Consider the following 17,439-nt stretch of genomic DNA (forward strand, 5'->3'; position numbering starts at 1 on the left):
CCGGTCAGCCGGGGAACCGTCCGGTGCTGCGCAGCGTCCAGCGCCGTTCGGCGTAGGCCAGGTCGTCACGCCACAGGCGGCCGGCCGTACGGCGCATCAGCGGGCGCAGCACGGGGGCGGCGGCCCGCGCCAGGGCGAAGCCGGGCCGGTCCGACGCGGCGACGACCGCCTCGACCACGGCGGTGCGCGGACGCCCGTGGCCGGGCCCGGTCAGCGGCGTCGCGTGGGTCTCGACCACGGACGTGGCGCCCTCGCCGTCGGTGATGCGCATGACGACCGTGCGCGGCTCCGGCGCCGTGAACTCGGCCCTCACCGGAACCACGAGCCGCCCGGCCACCCGGAAGGAGACATCGACGACGAAGGCATCGTCCTCGTCCCCCCGCGGCTCCCGCACCACCGACAGGTCGACGAACGAGTGCGGGTGGAACCACGAGCCGTGCCACGGATCGAGCCGGTTGGCCACCACGTCCTGCGGCTCGCACCGTCCCACCGCCGTGAACACCGCGTCCACCCCGCGGCCCCTCGCCGGTCGGGCGGGCACGACAGGCCGCTCGGTGGGCTCCTCGCCGCCCACCGCGTCCAGTCGCACCCAGACGAGTACGCCGTCGTCGTGCACGGGAAACGGCTGCCAGCCGACGGACGGAGAACCGTCCAGGGCGAGCCCGTGCCAGTGGCAGACCAGCGTGCCGCACACCACCCGGCTGTCGCGCAGAGGAGCGCCCAGGTGCGGGCAGACGCCCGGACCGGCATGGGGCTCGCCGTCCTCCGAGCGCCACAGCACGACCTCCGCACCACCGACCGTCCGGCCGTACGGGCGATCGTCCGCGCGCATGTTCCGGGAGGCACCGACCACGAACCAGTTGCCGGACGGACGGGCGGACGCCCGCTCGAGTGCGTCGGCGACGAGCGCCGGCCGCGCCCGGCGCCAAGTCGGTGGCTGATCCGCCCAGTTCGGGCCGGATCTCCGTCGTCGCAACGGTGGCGACCAGCGCTTGCCGTCCCTTCGGCCACTCACCGCACCGGCTCCTTCCCCCCGGTTGCCGGACCGCCCGCCGGGGCCGCCCGGTGCGCGGGGCGAGTGAGCCACCGGGCACCGGCCACGCGCAGAGCCCCGGCCGCGGCCGTTGCCGCCCGGCGCCGGCGCGACACCACCGCGCGGCGATGCAGCACGGTGTAGTCCTGCTCGGCGATCGCGTCGAGGATCCCGCCGTAGAGGGTGAACGCGGCACGGATGCAGGGACGCGCCCGCGGATCGAGCATCGCGATGCCCGGCTCCGCCGTCCGGTACACGCCCCGCGTCATGGCCTCCGCCGCGACGAGGGCGGCGCGGATCCGGGGATCGCGCCGCCCGGTGCGCCGGCTCCACTCCAGCAGGGACCGGTCCACATCGTGCGCGGCCAGCAGATCGCCGGGCAGGTAGACGCGGCCCCGGTCGAGATCCTCACCCACGTCGCGCAGGAAGTTGGTGAGCTGAAACGCCACCCCGAGCGCCGCCGCGTGCGGTGCCGCCTCCTCCCGGGCCGTGACCGTACCGAGGACCGGCAGCATCTGCAGGCCGATCACCGCCGCCGAACCGTGCACGTACCCCTGCAGATCTGCGTAGGTGGGGTAGTGGGTGACGGTCAGGTCGGCACGCATCGAGGACAGGAAGTCGGCGAAGAGGGCGTGATCGATGTCGTAGCGGTCGGCGGTGTCCGCGACGGCCCGGACCACCGGTTCGTCGCCCGCTCCGGCGCGCAGCCCGCCGGCCAGCTCGCTCTCCAGGCGTCGCAGCAGCCGGTCGCGTTCCTCGGGCGCGCGATGGCGGTCGTGGTCGTCCACGATGTCGTCCGCCCAGCGGGCGAAGCCGTACAGGGCGTGCACGGCGGAGCGGCGTTCGAGGGGCAGCAGGCGGGTGGCCAGGAAGTAGGTCCTGCCGTGGCGGGCGTTGAGCCGTCGGCACCGGGTGTAGGCGGCGCGCAGTGCGGGATCGGTGATCCCGGCGGCGTCCAGTTCACGACGGGACATCAGCACCTGCCGGGGCCGGAACGGAGGATGCGTCGGTCGCGATCGAGGACGGCGCCGTCCGCGCGGACCGGGTGCCGGTGGCGCCGGTGATGCGCGTGGCGGCGAGTTTGCCGCTGATGAGTACGGTCGGTACGCCGACGCCCGGAGTGGTGCCGCAGCCGCCGAGCACCACGTTGTCCAGTCCCCGTACGAGGTTACGCGGGCGGAACGGTCCGGTCTGGGCGAAGGTGTGGGAGACGGAGAAGGGGCTGCCGGCGGCGTGGCCCTGCCTCGCCCAGTCGAGCGGTGTCACCAGAAGCTCTTCCTGGATGCTGTCCGCGAACCCGTCCAGGCCCCGGCGCTCCAGTTCGCCCACGAGGCGGTCGCGGTAGCGCGGGCCGAGGCCCCGCCACGCGGTGGCCGTGGGACCGACCGCTGTGTTCGGGCAGGGGGCGAGGACGTAGTGGAGGTGGCGTCCCGGCGGTGCCAGGGCGGGATCGTGTGCGGTGGGACGGGTGATGAGCAGAGAGGGGTCGCTCATCAGCTCGCCCGTGCGGGTCAGCTCGTCGAAGGTGCGCTGCCAGGCGGCGCCGAAGGAGAGGGTGTGGTGAGCGAGGTGCGGCCAGGTGCGGTCGGTGCCCGCGTGCAGGATCACGGCGGACGGTGAGTGACGCAGCCGGGCCGGCCGCCGGGGCGCCCGCCCCAGCAGCCCGTAGGCGGCGGGGAGTTCGCACGTGAGCACCACCGCGTCGCAGGGGATGCGCTCGCCGGAGGCCAGGTGGACGGCCCGTACCCGGTCTGCGGAGCGCTCCAGCGTGCGCACTTCGGCACTCCAGCGCAGATCGGCTCCGGCTTCCGCCGCCGCGTCGGCCATGGCGCGGGGAAGTGCGTGCATTCCGCCCTCGGGGAACCAGACGCCGGCCACGGTGTCCATGTAGGCGATCACGGCGTAGGCCGCGAGTGCTCGGGCCGGGGCCACCCCGGCGTACAGCGCCTGGAAGGAGAAGACCCGGCGCAGGCGCTCGTCGGAGAGGAAGCGGCCGATGCGGCCGTCCAGCCGTCCGAAACCGCCCAGCGCCACCAGCCGGGCCAGATCCGGGTGCAGCAGTTGGAGGGGCGAGTCGAAGTTCGTGTCGATGAAACGGCGCATCTGGACCCGGTACAGGCGTTCCAGCCACTGCCGCAGGTCGCGGTACCCGGCCGCCTGCGCCGGTCCGGCGAAGCGCCGTACCTCCGCCTCCATCGCCTCGCCGTCGGTGTGCACGTCGAGCGAGGAACCGTCCGCGAAGCACGCCCGGTAGGCCGGGTCCAGGGCCGTCAGCCCGACGCGGCGGTGGAGGCTGTCCCCGACGGCGGCGAACGCCTCGTCGGCCAGGTGCGGCATGGTCAGCACCGTGGGGCCGGTGTCCAGTTCGTAGCCGCCCAGGCGCACCCGGCCGGCCCGGCCGCCGGGACCGGCGTCCCGTTCGACGACGGTGACCCGGCGGCCCGCACCCAGCAGGTGCAGGGCACAGGCCAGCCCGGACAGCCCGGCACCCACCACGACGACGTGGTCGGTCGGCCCCGGCACCCGCTTCACGCGACCTCCTCGGTACGGCGCCGGGCCACACCCGTCGCGCGCGAGACCAGCGCGGCGAACTCGTGCCGCACCGCAGGGCGGGCGCCGGCGCGCTCGAAGTGCGCGAGGCTCATGCCGGTCAGCTCCTCGATCTTCGCCTCCACCAGGTCCCGGGCGCCGGTGCGCTGCAGCGCGGACCGCACCTGCCGTACGGCCTTCCCGGACTTCGGGTCCGTCTCCGGAGCCAGCGCCGTGGCAGCCCGGTGATCACCGGCGGCGTCGGCGAGCCGGACGGCGACGGCGAGGAGGTAGGTGAGCTTGCGGGAGCGCAGGTCGTCGTCGGCCGGCTTGCCGGTCAGCGCCGGGTCGCCGAAGGCGCCGAGGAGGTCGTCACGGAGCTGGAAGGCCAGCCCGGCGCACCGGCCGGCGGCCCGCAGCGCGTCCAGCACGGGCCCGTCGGCGCCGGCCAGCAGAGCGCCCAGCGTGAGCGGCCGGGCGACGGTGTACAGGGCGCTCTTCAGCGTGGCGATGGTCAACGCCTCGTCGACACCGGAGGACCGGGCGGCCTGGGCGTGCAGATCGCGGTACTGTCCGGCGACCATCTCGGTGCGCATCGCCCGCCACTCCTCGTGCAGGCGCGAGCCGTGCGGCGTGCCGAGTGCCGTCTCCGTCAGCAGGTCGTCCGCCCACGCCAGCGCCAGGTCACCGGCGAGCACGGCGGCCGACGTGCCGAACGACTCCGCTCGGCCGTGCATGCCCCTCGCCCGGTGCACGCGCGCGAAGTGTACGTGCAGGGCCGGGGCGCCTCGTCGTTGTGCGGATCCGTCCATCACGTCGTCGTGGACGAGGGCGCATGCCTGGAGCAGTTCGAGGGCGGCTCCCGTGCGCAGGACGGCTGTGGTGTCTCCCGAGCCGCCTGCGGCGCGCCAGCCGCAGTGGGCGAACGCGGTGCGCACGCGTTTGCCTCCCCGCACGGCCAGCGTGGCCAGGCGGTCGGCCAGTTCCAGGGCGAAGACGGCGTCGACGGTACGGGAGTGACGCAGTCGTTCGTCGAGTACCCGCTCGAGGACTGTGCCGACGGCGTTCGCTGCGTCGATCGCGGTGAGAGGGTTGTCGACGAGTTCGGCCGGTGGGGCCGCCATCGGTGGCAGTCCAGGCATGCACAACCCCTTCTCGCTCTTGTTCTCGCTCTTGGTCCATCCGCACGGCACTGTTTCCGCCGGGTGTCCCGTCGCGGATGCACGGCACCGTTTCCGCCCGGTGTCCTGTCGCGGATGCACTGATTCCTTGCCCGTCCGGCACCCGACACAGACCGAGCTCACCTCAGCGGCGCAACGGGCGGGATCGACTGGTGGTGCGCCGCCCCGCCCGCGTTCCTGTCCGCACACGTCCGCGAGGTCGGTGGGCCGGTCCGACTGCCGCACCGGCCGGGCGACGCACTGGTGGCCGGCCGGCAGGCCCCGGCGTCGGTGGAGGAAGACCCGGTGACCGGCGGTGTACGGGCACGCGTGCTCGCCGGCGCGGTCGCCCGGCCGGTGGACGCACGGGGCGCACAGGTCGCTCATGCGGTTCACCTGGGCGCCGCCCGACGTTGCAGGGCTTGGCCGGCGTCCGGACGGCGTCGGCGTACTGAGCCATGCCGACGACGTTGAGTGGATGGTTCGTAAGGTGATGTCCGTTTCTGCTCGAGGCTGGGCAAGGCCGCTGAACGGCTATGTCGACTACGGCCTTCCGGCGAAGTTTCCGGTGTCGGCTTCGATGAGAATCCCGAGCTTGACCAGGCGTTTCAGCTTGGCACGGGCCCCTTCGGCGTTCTTCGGCAGCAGTTCGTGCCCCAAGGCTTGGCAGACGTCCCTGGCCCGTAGGGGGCCGGTCGGGTGATTGAAGACGGCGAGGATGCGGGGGTGGTCCGGGTGCTCGGGCAGGTCCGGTGCGGCGGGCAGTCGGTCGGCGATGCCGGTGACGGTCGTGCGGCTGATCGCGAGACGCTCCAGGTGGGTCTCGGCATCCCGTAGCCGGTTCCGCAGGCCGTCGATCTGTTCACGGAGGCCGTCCGCCACGGCCCGGGCAGCTTGTTCCTGCAGTTCCAGGGCTTCGAGCAACGGCTGGATGTTCACGCTGCGCCCCTCAGCGCCTTGCGCCAGGTGGGGGCGTTCGCGCCGGTGAGCCGGCGGGTCATGACATGGGTCATCGCCCAGTAGACGCGTGAGGCGAAGGAGGAGGGGTGGTGTTCGTGGTCGCGGACCAGGCGCCGGTGCAGTATCAGGATCCCGTAGGTCTGCTCGGCCCTTCACTGCTTCGGCTGCGGCACGAACCCCTTGAGCTGCGGGTCGCGGGCGACGATCTCGATGTCGATGCCCAGGCCGGCACCGGGTGCGACGACCTGGTTTTTGAAGCCTTGGCCGACTACGAACGGCTCGTCCAGCACTCCGAAACCCTCATCGCCTGGGCCGCGGCCACGCTGATGACCCGCCTTCTCACCCGCAAGCCCCTCCGCATGCGCAAGCCGGACTCGCCCCGAGGGCCTCACACAAGCCGCTTGAACCACTCTCAGCAGCCCAAAAGTAAGCAAGAAACTCAGATCTCAGCTCACCTTCACCAGCCGCGTTTCAAGGAGCTCGATGCCACCTTCTTCATCTGTGCGAGTGGTGTCATCGGGCCGGAATCCCGCTCGTTCATAGAAGCGAAGCGCCGGAGTGTTGGGAACGTACGCGTACACGCACAACGGGCCGTAGCCTCGCGTCTCAAGATCGCTTACCGCGTATGCAAAGAGCTGCCTGCCCAGCCCAGTGCCGATGCGATCCGGATCGATGTACAGACCGTAGACCTCGGCAGCGCGAGGGCCGAGATCCGGATCCTGGTCCCGGTCGGCCGGCCCTGTGCGGCAGAACCCGACTACGACATCGGACTCCTGGGCGATCCACAGACGGTGCTCATCCGGGATCTCGGCCAGATACTCGGCCCACTCGTCGGCCTCCCTCACTGGGTCGAGCCCATGGAGGAAGTCCCGGCTCATGAATCCTGCATAAGCCTCTTGCCATGCGCGGACTTTCAGGTCCCCGATGGCCCGTGCGTCTCTGGAAACAGCAGGGCGGATCATGGGGGCCAAGTATAGGAGCGTTCAGGGAAACCCGATCGGCTGCGTCAGGATCAGAAACGGTTTCCGAGTTCGGGGGGACGTCGCAGGTGGCCTGCCGGCTCTTGAGCTTTCGACGATGGCTGCCGCCCGCGATCCGGAAGGTCCCGGCAACGTTCGCGAGCGGCCCCGGGAGGAGAACCGGAGCCCCCTGGCCAACGGGTGAGGACGTCTCGTTGCTGTTCTCGGATCGCGGCCTGGAGTTCCTGGTCGACCGGGACGGCTGCTTCCGTTTCATCTTGGTGTTGAAATACCGGAGGCAGGGGGCGTTTTGACCTCCCGGACGAGGCAACTGGTGACAGCGTTGCCTCGTCCGGGGCTGAGTCAACGTACGGCCCGGTGCTCCCATCCACGCTCCATGCGGGACAGTTCCTGGAAGCCGTGACGGCCCAGTTGTTCGGTCTCCTCGATGTCGTCCGCGGTGGCGTAAGCCAGCAGCCGGTCGACGCCGGCCAACTGCAGCCACTGCGCGGCGTGCGCGAGGAGCTGTTCCTCCAGCCCTGAGCCCTGGTAGGGCTCGGTGACATGCAGGCCGGCCAGGTCTGCCAGTCCTCCATTGCGTGCGTATCGTTCGGGGCGGTCCAAAGACGTGTCCACCTCGACGTATCCGATGACCTCGTCGCCCAGCCGGGCGGAGAATCGGGTTCCGCACTCGCCCAGGGTGCGATGGATGTCCGAGCCCGGCACCGCTGCCCCGGCCGACCTTCTCAGGTCGGCCACTGGGGCAATCAGCAGGACCTCTGTGGGGCCGGTCGGGGTGAATCCGGCCCTCCGGTAGGAGGCACGGATGTGCTCCCACTGGTCCGGGACACCGCAGATTCCGGGCGCCGGGAGCTGTCCGTCGGCGTGGCGTCGTGACACGTCCCAGCGCGTCAACTGCGCGAGACAGGCGGCCATGAGAAGGTCGGCCGCCCGCTCGGAGTCCGGCCAGAAGGAGGCCGGGGGCCGGAAGACGAACCACTCGATCACGCCCGCGTTGCGGTAGTCCGCACCGGTCGCAGCATCGGCACGGTAGCGCAGCAGGTGGGCGGCGGCGACGACGTGCTGCCGCTGCTCGGCGACGAGTGTGACGCGCTCGGCGACCCAGGGGTCGAGGATGAACTCCTGGGGACGTCGTTGCAGTTGGCTCAGCACCGTGTTCACGGAGACGGAGAGGCCGGGGACGACGGCGGCGACATGAGCGTTGACCAGTTCTGTCACCTGGTCGCGATCGTCGCGGTGGAAGGGGCGCACCTTCAGTGAGGACGGCATGGCAAACCTCTGAATGGAGAGATACAGGAGGCCGTCAAGAGGTACGGTATGCGGCTACTTTAGCAGGGTGGCACGTGAAGCGGCAGCGCACCCCTCCCGCGTCCCCGCCCCGAGCTGTACGGGGCCGGCCAGGTCGAAACGGGTGGATGGAGGCCGGCCCCGGCCGGCTCACCATCACGCGGAGGTCCGCTCCCCAAGGGCGACTCCCACCGCATGAAGGGGCGAGAAATCGGATGGGCCCCCACCACCGATGACAAGGACAACGGCAACGGCTGAAACCGGGACCAACCCCATCACCATGTCACTTTTCAACCGGCCGGGCCGGTCCCGTTCTCAGCCGACGTCGGCATGCGGTCGGAACCGGAAGGTCAGAACCGGAAGGTCCGTACGACGAAGGTCCGACCGGCGACCGACGGCCAGGTTGCCCAACTCCGGTCTGCGGTCAGGGCGGGCGCGCCGACTCCGTCCGGCAGGCCGACTGCTGTGGACACCACGCGGAGGGGCAGGGGGCCCTTGCCGCGGGTGCGGATGACGACGTCGATGCCTTCGGTGGGCGGGGCGGCGTAGGTGAAGCTCCAACCCCAGGTGCTCTCCGAGTGCTTGGGGCCGCCGGTGAGCTTCGCGCCCTCCACGGTGGCATCGAGGATCTGGTGAGCGCCGGTGCCGGCGTGGATGTCGATGCTGTGGGCGTTGGCAAGGGCCTGGATACGGACCCGGATCGTGCGGATACCGTCGGCCTCGGTGGCCGAGGCGTTCTTGGCACGCGGGGCATCCAGGGGGGCGGCCTTGGCCACTCCGTTCGCGAGTGCGGTGCCGCCCAGCGGGGGATGCGGTCGTCATAACGGGCCGGCTCACCGGTGAGCAGCTCACCGATGTCGGGCTGGGAGGTGTCGCCGAGGCTGACCCACGTGGCCTTGCCCGTATCGGACTCCAAGGCATATCCGAGGCTGACCGGCCGAGGCTCGTCGGCGTCGTAGCCGTCGAGGGCCGTACCCACGACCAGCGTGCCCACCCCTGCCACCGCCACCGCGAGCATCCCGGCGGTGACCGTCCTGCGCGAGGGAAGCAGCTCCAGGAGGCTCAGCAGCAAGGCTCCGAGCAGCGCCGCGAGGACCAGGGGCGCCGCGGTGGACGACAGCCCGAAGGCAGGCAGCAGCAGGAGCACGACCGGCAGGAGAAGTGCCACGGCCGGTACGGCGGTCGCCGTCACGGCCACTGCCCGCCACGGCGATTGCTCAGCCGTGAACCGCAGCGTCATGGCAACAACCGCCGGTCCGATCAGCGCCGGCCAGGTGAAGAGGTAGGCGCCCTCGGGCAGCAGCACCGCGCAGACCACGGCGAGCAGCGCGAACCATCCGAGCACACCCACCGCGATGTCCAACGGTGACGCCTTGCGGCGGGCCCAGCGGTACCAGGCGACGAGCAGCACCAGGAGCAGCAACGCGCCGCCCAGCAAATACCGGCCGCCGTGGTGGACACTGCCCTCGGTGAGGGCGAAGTCCGGTCGGACCCGACTCAGCACCCACCACCCGGCCAGGCCGATGGCCGCCGCGCCGATCAGGGTGAGCGGGAAGGTCGCGGCGGCCCGTCCGGCCCCGCCGGGGGACAGCCCGCGGCATCGGCCGAACCACAGCAGCAGGAACATGCCCAGGACGACCATCACGGCGAGCGACGGGGTCAGCCATGCCGGGTACGACACGATGGTGCCGAACAGCGAGAAGTACGTGGCGTCCGTACCGTTCTGCGAGAGGTCCGCCCCGCCGAGCCGGCGGGCCGCCGCCAGTGCCGCGTCCCCCATGTCCTGCACGCTCGCGCGGTCGAGTCGGGAGATGCTGTCGTGCTCGGTGTGGTAGTGCGCGGAGCCGTCCATGAAGGCGAAGTTGAGACCCCGCATGCCGGCTTCGTCGAAGATCGTCAAGTCGGTGTCGTTGGGCAGTCGTTCGTAGACCGCGCTGGAGAGCGACGTGGTGAGTGCGCCGGAGGCCCGCAGGGCGGAGGCCAGGCCGATGCCGAGCTGGAACGCGGAGGTGGTGGTGGCCCCGGCGAGGGTCGGCGCGTCCCGCGCACGGAGAGCGCGCCGAGGACCGTGAGGACGACCACTACCCGGAATCCGCCCCGCCATCCCGTGAAGTGGCTGATCAGCGCGCCGGCCGGTCCGCCCGCGGTCATCGCGAGGCTGAGCCCGCTGACGACGACACCGGAGGCACGGGCGGTGCGGTCGGGTGTGACCAGGCTGATCGCGGTGACCGTCGAAACCGCAAAGAATCCGGCATGGGCGAGACCGCAGAGGAAGCGGGTGACAATCAGCACCGTGTAGCTGTCGGTGAGAAGACCGGCTGCCACGGATACGGCGAAGATGGCCTGGGTGGCGATGAGCGTGGTTCGTCGCGGCCAGTGCAGGGTCAGGATGGCCGGCGGAGGCCCGCCCATGACGACGCCGATGGCGAACGCCGAGATCAGGGCGCCGGCGGATGACAAGGTGATGTGCAGGTCGTCCGCGATCGCCGGCAGCACTCCGGCGACCAGGAACTCCGCGCTGCCCATGGCGAACAGGCAGAAGGCGAGCAGATGGACGCCGAACGGCAGCCGCCCGCGGGTGACTTGCGCCCGCGGTGCGGCCTGTTCGGCTGCGGCTCTCACCAGCCGTCGCTCCCGGCCCGCAGGATCGAGGCGAGCTTCTTCTCCAGGGCGTGCTTGGGCGCCGCACCGACCCACGAGCCCACGGGCCGACCGCCCGAGTAGACGACGAAGGCGGGCACGGAGGTGATGCCGAGCTGGGCGGCCAGCCCGGGCTCCTCGTCCAGGTCGACCTTGACGACGTCGAGCCGGTCGGACTGTTCGGCGGCCAACTGCTCCACGATGGGGGTGACCATCCGGCACGGGTGGCACCAAGTGGCCCAGAACTGGACGAGGACGGGTCGCTCCGCCTGGAGGACGCGTGCGGTGTACGTCTGCTCGGTGACGCTGTCCACCGGGCGGGGGGCGTGCGCGGTCATACGGGGGCTCCTGACTTGTACAAGGGGGAATGTGAGGTCTGACGTCTGGGAGTGTGCGGTCTGGCGTCGCCGTGCTGTGGGCTATCGGGTGACAGCTGCCGCGTGGCGGTGCTGCTCGACGGCGCGGTCGACGTCCTCGTCCAGCAGGTCGGTGTTGATGGCGAAGGCGGCTGCGGACCCCATGCCGGCTGCGGCGATGGCCTGGTCCCGTGGGTCGACGACGTTGCCGGCGGCCCAGACGCCCGCGACGCTCGTGCGGCCGGTGCGGTCGGTGGTGACCCAGCCGGCGTCGTCCTTGTCGCAGCCCAGGTGGGTCAGCAGTGCGTCGTGCGGGACAGGGCGGGGGAAGAGGAAGGCGGCGGTACGGGGCACGACGCGGCCGTCGGCGAGTTCGATTCCGCGGAGCCGGTCACCGTCGACGACGAGGTGCTTGATCTCCCCCTCCAGCAGGTGAAGACCGCGCGCCTCCAGCTGTTCCCGGTCCTGCGCGGTCAGCTCCAGGGTGTGCGGGAGGAGGACGACGTCGTCGCTCCACTGACGCAGGAGCAGCGCCTGGTGAACCGCTCCCGGGTGGGTGCCGAGGACGGCGAGGGGCTGGTCGCGGACTTCGTGGGCGTGACAGTACGGGCAGTGCAGCAGGTCCTTGCCCCATCGTTCGCGGACGCCGGGGATGTCGGGCAGTTCGTCGCGCAGCCCGGTCGCGATCAGGACGCGGCGGGCCTTGAGCACTGTCCCGTCGGCCATGCGGACGTAGTAGCCGTGGTCGATCCGCTCCACCCGCCCGTGGATGAGCTGGACACCGTAGCGGTCGATCTCGGCCCGCCCGAGCTCGAGCAGGGTCGCGGGCGGCAGGCCGTCGCGGGACAGGAAGCCGTGCATGTGCGCGGCGGGCGCGTCGCGCGGCTCGCCGGCGTCGATCACCACCACCTTGCGGCGAGCGCGGCCCAGGAGCAGGGCGGCGTTGAGTCCAGCCGCTCCGGCGCCGACCACCACCACGTCGTGGACCTCGTCGACGTCACCGTGCCGCGCCCTGCTGTTCTTGCCGTTCGTCGTTTCGATCATGAGAACAACCTCCTGCCCCAACAGTGCGCGCCGGGCGCTGGAACGACAACCTTTGTTGCCATTTCCGGGACGCGAGAGGTGGAGCGGAGATATGGACGGCCAATCACCCATCGCCGCCATGCCGGCCCGGGTGGGCCCCCGCCCCAGGCGCGTGCGTGCTTGGCGCGGTGTGTCCCTGTCGGCGCCGGCCGAGGTGAACGATGCGGTGGGCGACCGCGCCACTGGCCGCGTCGGCTGTTCGCCGGTCAAGGAACCCCCTTGCCCCGATGCCCAGTTCCGGTTCACCGATGCCGACGAACCCGAAGCACTCCCCCGGAGCCGTGGACCCGGCGCCCACCCGACGCGACAGCCGGGCCGTCAGCATCCCCACCACCAGCCCGCACCGCCGAAACGGCCTGCCGGAGAAACCGGCGGACCGTCACGAAAGATCGAGGTCGGCCGGCCCCGGAATCACGCGGTAACCACTGGAGAGCCCGCTGTCCCGAAAGGTGCACGGCGGATTCGGGCCGGGGCCACTGGAAAAGGACCTGCACGGCAGAAACCTCGCCCGCCGCGCCGCGTCCGCGACCGGCCACTCCCCCTGCCGCACTCGGACCGCCCGGACCGACCGCACTCGTACCGCCCCGGCCCCAACGCCTTGGTGACGGAGCCCAGCCCGCGGCCTGCGGGGCCGGGGAGGGTCCGTCACCAAGGGTCGGGGCCGAATCGAGCTCGCCGGCCGGTCAGGCCTTGACCGCGGGCTGCGCGCGTTCACCGGGTGCGTTCGCGTGGGCCATGGAGTCGCCCCGCCATGACGAGCGCATCCTGACCGTGAACACGTAGCCGACCCCACTGCCGAGCGCCACAAGGGGAATCGGCATCGCTGATTCGGGCACGGCGAAGAAGACGGCGGCGCCGATCACCGCCCAGCCGATGGCGAGGACGTTCACGCCGCCGGTGTAGCGGTAGGGACCGTGCGGGTCGAAGAGGGCCGGTACGTCGATGCGGCCCCGCTTGATGAAGACGTAGTCGGCCAGGACCACGCCGATGATGGGGGCGAAGAAGTTGCCCATGACTGACATGTAGTCGCTGAACTGGTCGATGAGCGAGGGGAAGGCGGCCAGCGCCGTCCCCACAGCGGCGACCACCAGGGTCGACCAGAAACGCCCCAGCCGGGTGGCGAGGTTGGCCAGCGCCAGGCCGCCCGTGTAGACGTTCATCACGTTGATCGTCCAGTTGTCGAGGACCAGCACGATCAGGACGAGGGCCAGCGTGACCGAGCCGACACCGAGGCCGGGGATCACCTCGAAGGCGTTCGCCGTCCTGCCGCCGGTCGCGGCGGCTGCGTAGGCGCCGAAGACGGTGGCTCCGACCGTTCCGATCAGCGCGGCGGCCATGGTGCCGGTCCACATGTCCTTGCGGGACTTGGAGTAGCGGCAGTAGTCGGCCGCGTCCGTCACCTGGCTGAACCACGCCGCCGCGATGGCGTTCACCCATGCCGCGAACACCGCCCATTTCCAGCCGACCGAACCGGAGTAGGAGAAGACCTCACCGGGTGCGAATCCCGGCGCCTGGTGGGTGGCCATCAGCCAGAAGAGGTACCCGAGAATCACGAGTTTGACCGGGAAGGCGATCTGCGACAGCCCCTTGAGGAACTTGTATCCGAAGAGGGCGACGGATGCCTGGAGCACCGCGAAGACGATGCTGACGCCGATGAGCGACAGCTTCACCCCGAGCCAGGCATCGATGACGGCCAGGATGCCCATGGCGCCGGCCAGGGTCTGGAAGGCGAACCAGAAGGCCGAACTGATGGTGCGCAGTACGGAGACGATCCAGCGGGAGGCCTCGATGCCGAGGAATGCCCGGGTCGCCACGATTCCGGGCAGGCCGTAGTCGACGCCGACCGTGGCCATGACGGTGTAGGCGATGAAGGCGATGAGGATGCCCAGTACTTGGGCGGTGACCGCAGCCCAGAACGAGAGCCCCGTCAGGATCGCGAGTCCTCCCATGAGGATCAGGCCGGGGTTGAGCATCACGTTGAAGATGATCTGGAACAGGTCGTACCAGCGCACGGTCCGCTGGTCGTCCGGCACGGGTTCGACGCCGTACTGCTCCACTCCCGTCGGCTGGCGGTAGGACTCCGGTGTGTTGCCTTCAGGGCCTGGTCTGCGGGGAATGTCAGTGGTCATGAGAGCCTCTGATCCGGGCGAGGGGGAAGACGGAGGTAAGAGGAGAAGGACAGAGAGGGGGCGGCGAGCGGCGCCTCAGGGGAGTGGGCTGTTCGCCTCGGCGCCGGACACAGGAGCCGGGCGCAGGAGCCGGACACCGCCCGTCCGCAGTGCCTCACACGGGCACGGGCATGGATGCGGACACGGCCGGGCGAGGAGGGGAAGTGCCTCGGGCGGGCGGAGACACCGCCCGCCCGAGGAAAAGAGGCACCGCGCACGAGCGGGCATGCCGCCCGGCGAGGGAAAGGGGCGCTCGGGTCAGGACGCGGCGGAAGCGGTGCCGCACCACCGGGTGGCGAGCACGGCGTAGGTGCGGGCCGCGAGCCAGACCTCGTCGAGGTCGACGTACTCGTCATTGCCGTGGGCGACGCGCAGGTCACCGGGGCCGAAGACGACGGACGGCACACCGGTCCGGGTGAACACGGTCGCGTCGCACACACCGTAGAGCCCGGTGTAGGAGGGCTGGTCGGAGAAGTCGGTGCCCTGGGCCGCGGTCCGGTACGCACCGGCGACGGCCTGGCTGATGGTGTCGTCGGGCGAGGTGAGGAACGGGTCCCAGTTGAGCTTCCACTCACAGCGCGGGCGGTGGCGGCGGAGCCACGGGTCGGCGTCCGCCGCACGGTCGATGACGGCCTGGATCTCGGCCATCACGTCGTCGGCGGAGCGCTCGGGGTGGTACATGACCCCGTACTCGATGGTGGCCGAGTCGGACAGGGCGAACGGGACGGTCAGTTCGCCGGGGCCGCCGCGCATGGCACCGGGCAGCAAGGAGAAGTGGCCGTTGTACCAGAGGTCGTGCCGCTGGGTGTGGGCCCATTCGTCCTCGAGCGCCCGCAGCGCCTGGTAGAGGAGGAAGACCTTGTCGATGGCGTTCACGCCGATCGAGTCGCCGGACTGGGTGGGGTGGATGGTGGTGCCCCGCATGGAGCCGTGCACCTTCTTGCCCTCGACCGTGACCGAGAACCACAGCAGTCCGGGGCTGCCGACCACGATCGACAGCGGTGTGGGCGGCGCGCTCGGCTCCGAGACGACCGCGGCATCCGCGACGTACCCGCGCTCGACCACCGCGCCCGTCCCGCAGGCGTGATCACCGGTCTCCTCGCCCACCACGCACTGCAATTGCAGCTCGCCGCCCAGCTCGATGCCGGCCTCGCGCAGGGCGATCGCGGCATAGGCCTGGGCGACGAGCCCGGACTTCTGGTCGGTGGTCCCGCGGCCGTACATCCGCGAACCGATCACCTCGCCGGAGAAGGGCGGGGCCTTGGCCCACTCGGCGGGGTCTCCACCAGGGACGACGTCCACATGACCGTTGAAGATCAGTGAGTTCCCCCCGCTCTTGCCGGCGATCCGGCCGACGGCGTTGTCGCGTCCCTCCTCCACGGCGAAGACATCCACGGATGCCCCGGCGCGGCGGTAAAGGCCGGTGAGCAGCGCGGTGGCCTCACCTTCCCGGCCGACATGTTCCCGGTACTCGATTCCTGGATATTTCGGGCTCACGGACGGGATCCGGACCAGGTCCTGCAGGGTCGCCGTCATCTCGTCGCGCAGCCCGTCAACGACGGACATCAAGCGGTTCAGCTGGGAAGTTTCTTCGGGCGAGCTCATCACGCCTCCACTGGCGCACTCGGATGGTGCGGTGCCCGTCACCGTCTCGGTACCGGGCCTCGCCGCTTGGCCAGAATGAAACAGGCGATTGGATTCACGCGTCAATAGCCAATCTCGAAATATGCGTTACACATCGAGATCGCGGACGAACCGCGCACGGAGACACCGAACTTCGCACGCGGAGTCACATCGAAGCCGCACCTGGACCTCCGGAACCACAGCAGACCCCTTCGCGCCCTCCCCGCCCCTGCCCCACCCTTGATGAAATGAATTTTTCATGTTAGGCGTTAAGTGAAGCATGTGTATCCGAGATTTCGGACGCCCGAACGCCGGGCGGCCAGGAAGGCGTGGACTGGGATGAACCAGAACGATGAGGGCCGCGGAAGCGTCGAAGACGGGGGACGGACGTTCGCACAGGCTCCTCCGCACGGCGCCCGGGAGCATGTCGAGCAGACGGAGCGCTTCGCGGCGCGCAACTACCATCCGCTGCCCGTCGTTCTCTCCTCCGGGGACGGCGCCTGGGTGACCGACGTGGACGGACGCCGATACCTCGACTGCCTGGCGGGTTACTCCGCCCTGAACTTCGGCCACCGCCCGCCGCGCCTGGTCCAGCGCGCCCACGAGCAGCTCGACCGGCTCGCCCTGACCAGCCGGGCCTTCTACAACGACCGGCTCGGCCCGTTCGCCGAGGCGCTCGCCCGGCTCACCGGGAAGGACCGCGTCCTGCCGATGAACAGCGGCGCCGAGGCGGTCGAGACGGCCATCAAGGTGAGCCGCAAGTGGGGCTACACCGTGAAGGGCGTGGAGGCCGGCCGGGCCACCGTCATCACGATGAGCGGCAACTTCCACGGGCGGACGACCACGGTCGTCAGCTTCTCCGACGACCCGGTCGCCACCGACCACTACGGGCCGTTCACGCCCGGGTTCTTGCGGGTGCCGTACGGCGACGTCCGGGCGGTCGCCGACGCGATCGACGACACGGTGGTCGCCGTCCTCTTCGAACCCGTGCAGGGCGAGGGCGGGGTGGTGGTCCCGCCGCCCGGATTCCTGAAGGAGCTGCGCGAGCTGTGCACGCGCCGCAACGTGCTGATGGTGGCCGACGAGATCCAGTCCGGCCTGGCCCGCACCGGCCGTACCTTCGCCTGCGACCACGAGGGCGTGGTCCCGGACGTCTACGTGCTCGGCAAGGCCCTGGGCGGCGGTCTCTACCCGGTCTCCGCCGTGGCCGCCGACGACGACGTGCTCGGTGTCATCACCCCCGGTACCCACGGCTCGACGTTCGGCGGGAACCCGCTGGCGGCCGCGATCGGCCATGAGGTGGTGGCCATGCTGTCGACGGGCGAGTACCAGGAACGCGCCCGCTTCCTGGGCGAGCGACTGGAGACCCGCCTGCGGAAACTGGTCGGTGCCGGAGTGCTGGCGGTACGGGTCAGGGGGTTGTGGGCCGGGGTCGACATCGACCCCGCGCTGATGACCGGACGCGAGGCCTGCGAGGGCCTCATGCGGCGAGGCGTGCTGGCCAAGGACACCCACGGGTCGACCGTACGGTTCGCCCCTCCGCTGGTGGCGACCGAGGACGAGATCGACCTGCTCGTGGACGCCCTGGCCGGCGTCCTCGACGATGCGCGGAGCTGACCA

Annotated in this window: 14 protein-coding genes and 1 pseudogene; 1 reads left to right on the forward strand and 14 read right to left on the reverse strand. The window is 70.8% G+C overall.

The annotated features are described in order from the left end of the window. Positions 1-4: 4 nt before the first annotated feature. From OCT49_RS34660 to OCT49_RS34725, 14 genes and pseudogenes are all read right to left on the reverse strand, one after another. The gene (locus OCT49_RS34660) at positions 5-1,015 is read right to left on the reverse strand and encodes a Rieske (2Fe-2S) protein (RefSeq protein ID WP_283856124.1); all 1,011 of its coding nucleotides are present in this window, start codon (positions 1,013-1,015) and stop codon (positions 5-7) included. Beyond that, entirely contained in the window at positions 1,012-2,007 is a 996-nt protein-coding gene (locus OCT49_RS34665) for a phytoene/squalene synthase family protein (protein WP_283856125.1), read from the reverse strand. Before OCT49_RS34665 ends, OCT49_RS34660 begins: the two co-directional genes overlap by 4 nt. Further along, a complete protein-coding gene (gene crtI, locus OCT49_RS34670) occupies positions 1,994-3,565 on the reverse strand; it encodes a phytoene desaturase family protein (RefSeq protein ID WP_283856126.1) in 1,572 nt (523 codons plus the stop codon). The genes OCT49_RS34665 and crtI overlap by 14 nt, the downstream gene beginning before the upstream one ends. Further along, a complete protein-coding gene (locus OCT49_RS34675) occupies positions 3,562-4,704 on the reverse strand; it encodes a polyprenyl synthetase family protein (RefSeq protein ID WP_283856127.1) in 1,143 nt (380 codons plus the stop codon). Before OCT49_RS34675 ends, crtI begins: the two co-directional genes overlap by 4 nt. 561 nt (positions 4,705-5,265) lie before the next feature. Next, positions 5,266-5,661 (reverse strand): hypothetical protein, encoded by a 396-nt coding sequence (locus OCT49_RS34680; RefSeq protein WP_283856128.1) that lies wholly within the window; start codon positions 5,659-5,661, stop codon positions 5,266-5,268. Then, a pseudogene (locus OCT49_RS39935) lies at positions 5,658-5,954 on the reverse strand (IS5/IS1182 family transposase); the annotation flags it as partial. The gene OCT49_RS34680 and the pseudogene OCT49_RS39935, both read right to left, overlap by 4 nt. A 174-nt stretch (positions 5,955-6,128) precedes the next feature. Beyond that, complete coding sequence (locus OCT49_RS34690) at positions 6,129-6,644, reverse strand: GNAT family N-acetyltransferase (RefSeq protein ID WP_283856130.1); 516 nt, start codon at positions 6,642-6,644, stop codon at positions 6,129-6,131. A gap of 360 nt (positions 6,645-7,004) precedes the next feature. Next, positions 7,005-7,931 (reverse strand): GNAT family N-acetyltransferase, encoded by a 927-nt coding sequence (locus tag OCT49_RS34695; RefSeq protein ID WP_283856131.1) that lies wholly within the window; start codon positions 7,929-7,931, stop codon positions 7,005-7,007. A 442-nt stretch (positions 7,932-8,373) separates the two neighbouring features. Further along, positions 8,374-9,849, reverse strand: coding sequence for a M28 family peptidase (locus tag OCT49_RS34700; protein WP_283856132.1), 1,476 nt, complete (start codon positions 9,847-9,849; stop codon positions 8,374-8,376). Further along, positions 9,846-10,571 carry an MFS transporter gene (locus OCT49_RS34705; protein ID WP_283856133.1) on the reverse strand — a complete coding sequence of 242 codons (726 nt, stop codon included), beginning with the start codon at positions 10,569-10,571 and terminating at the stop codon, positions 9,846-9,848. The genes OCT49_RS34700 and OCT49_RS34705 overlap by 4 nt, the downstream gene beginning before the upstream one ends. Continuing rightward, positions 10,568-10,927, reverse strand: coding sequence for a thioredoxin (gene trxA / locus OCT49_RS34710; RefSeq protein WP_283856134.1), 360 nt, complete (start codon positions 10,925-10,927; stop codon positions 10,568-10,570). The genes OCT49_RS34705 and trxA overlap by 4 nt, the downstream gene beginning before the upstream one ends. A gap of 81 nt (positions 10,928-11,008) precedes the next feature. Further along, positions 11,009-11,989, reverse strand: coding sequence for an NAD(P)/FAD-dependent oxidoreductase (locus OCT49_RS34715; RefSeq protein WP_283856135.1), 981 nt, complete (start codon positions 11,987-11,989; stop codon positions 11,009-11,011). A gap of 722 nt (positions 11,990-12,711) precedes the next feature. Beyond that, positions 12,712-14,157: a purine-cytosine permease family protein gene (locus OCT49_RS34720; protein WP_283856136.1), complete on the reverse strand. Its 1,446-nt coding sequence runs from the start codon at positions 14,155-14,157 to the stop codon at positions 12,712-12,714. A gap of 297 nt (positions 14,158-14,454) precedes the next feature. After that, positions 14,455-15,801, reverse strand: a complete 1,347-nt coding sequence (locus tag OCT49_RS34725; RefSeq protein ID WP_283856137.1) for a M20 family metallopeptidase — start codon at positions 15,799-15,801, stop codon at positions 14,455-14,457. A gap of 357 nt (positions 15,802-16,158) precedes the next feature. Here OCT49_RS34725 and rocD point away from each other — a divergent pair, with 357 nt between their 5' ends. Continuing rightward, positions 16,159-17,436, forward strand: a complete 1,278-nt coding sequence (gene rocD / locus OCT49_RS34730; protein WP_283856138.1) for an ornithine--oxo-acid transaminase — start codon at positions 16,159-16,161, stop codon at positions 17,434-17,436. Positions 17,437-17,439 lie beyond the last annotated feature (3 nt).

This window comes from Streptomyces sp. ML-6, from assembly GCF_030116705.1.
Classification (GTDB): Bacteria; Actinomycetota; Actinomycetes; order Streptomycetales; family Streptomycetaceae; genus Streptomyces.

What these genes read in the sequence shown, in the direction of transcription:
- OCT49_RS34725 (WP_283856137.1), bottom strand. Translation starts at nt 15,801, where the DNA reads ATGAGCTCGCCCGAAGAAACTTCCCAGCTGAACCGCTTGATGTCCGTC.
- trxA (WP_283856134.1), bottom strand. Translation starts at nt 10,927, where the DNA reads ATGACCGCGCACGCCCCCCGCCCGGTGGACAGCGTCACCGAGCAGACG.
- OCT49_RS34695 (WP_283856131.1), bottom strand. Translation starts at nt 7,931, where the DNA reads ATGCCGTCCTCACTGAAGGTGCGCCCCTTCCACCGCGACGATCGCGAC.
- rocD (WP_283856138.1), top strand. Translation starts at nt 16,159, where the DNA reads ATGAACCAGAACGATGAGGGCCGCGGAAGCGTCGAAGACGGGGGACGG.
- OCT49_RS34720 (WP_283856136.1), bottom strand. Translation starts at nt 14,157, where the DNA reads ATGACCACTGACATTCCCCGCAGACCAGGCCCTGAAGGCAACACACCG.
- OCT49_RS34690 (WP_283856130.1), bottom strand. Translation starts at nt 6,644, where the DNA reads ATGATCCGCCCTGCTGTTTCCAGAGACGCACGGGCCATCGGGGACCTG.
- OCT49_RS34665 (WP_283856125.1), bottom strand. Translation starts at nt 2,007, where the DNA reads ATGTCCCGTCGTGAACTGGACGCCGCCGGGATCACCGATCCCGCACTG.
- OCT49_RS34675 (WP_283856127.1), bottom strand. Translation starts at nt 4,704, where the DNA reads ATGCCTGGACTGCCACCGATGGCGGCCCCACCGGCCGAACTCGTCGAC.
- OCT49_RS34715 (WP_283856135.1), bottom strand. Translation starts at nt 11,989, where the DNA reads ATGATCGAAACGACGAACGGCAAGAACAGCAGGGCGCGGCACGGTGAC.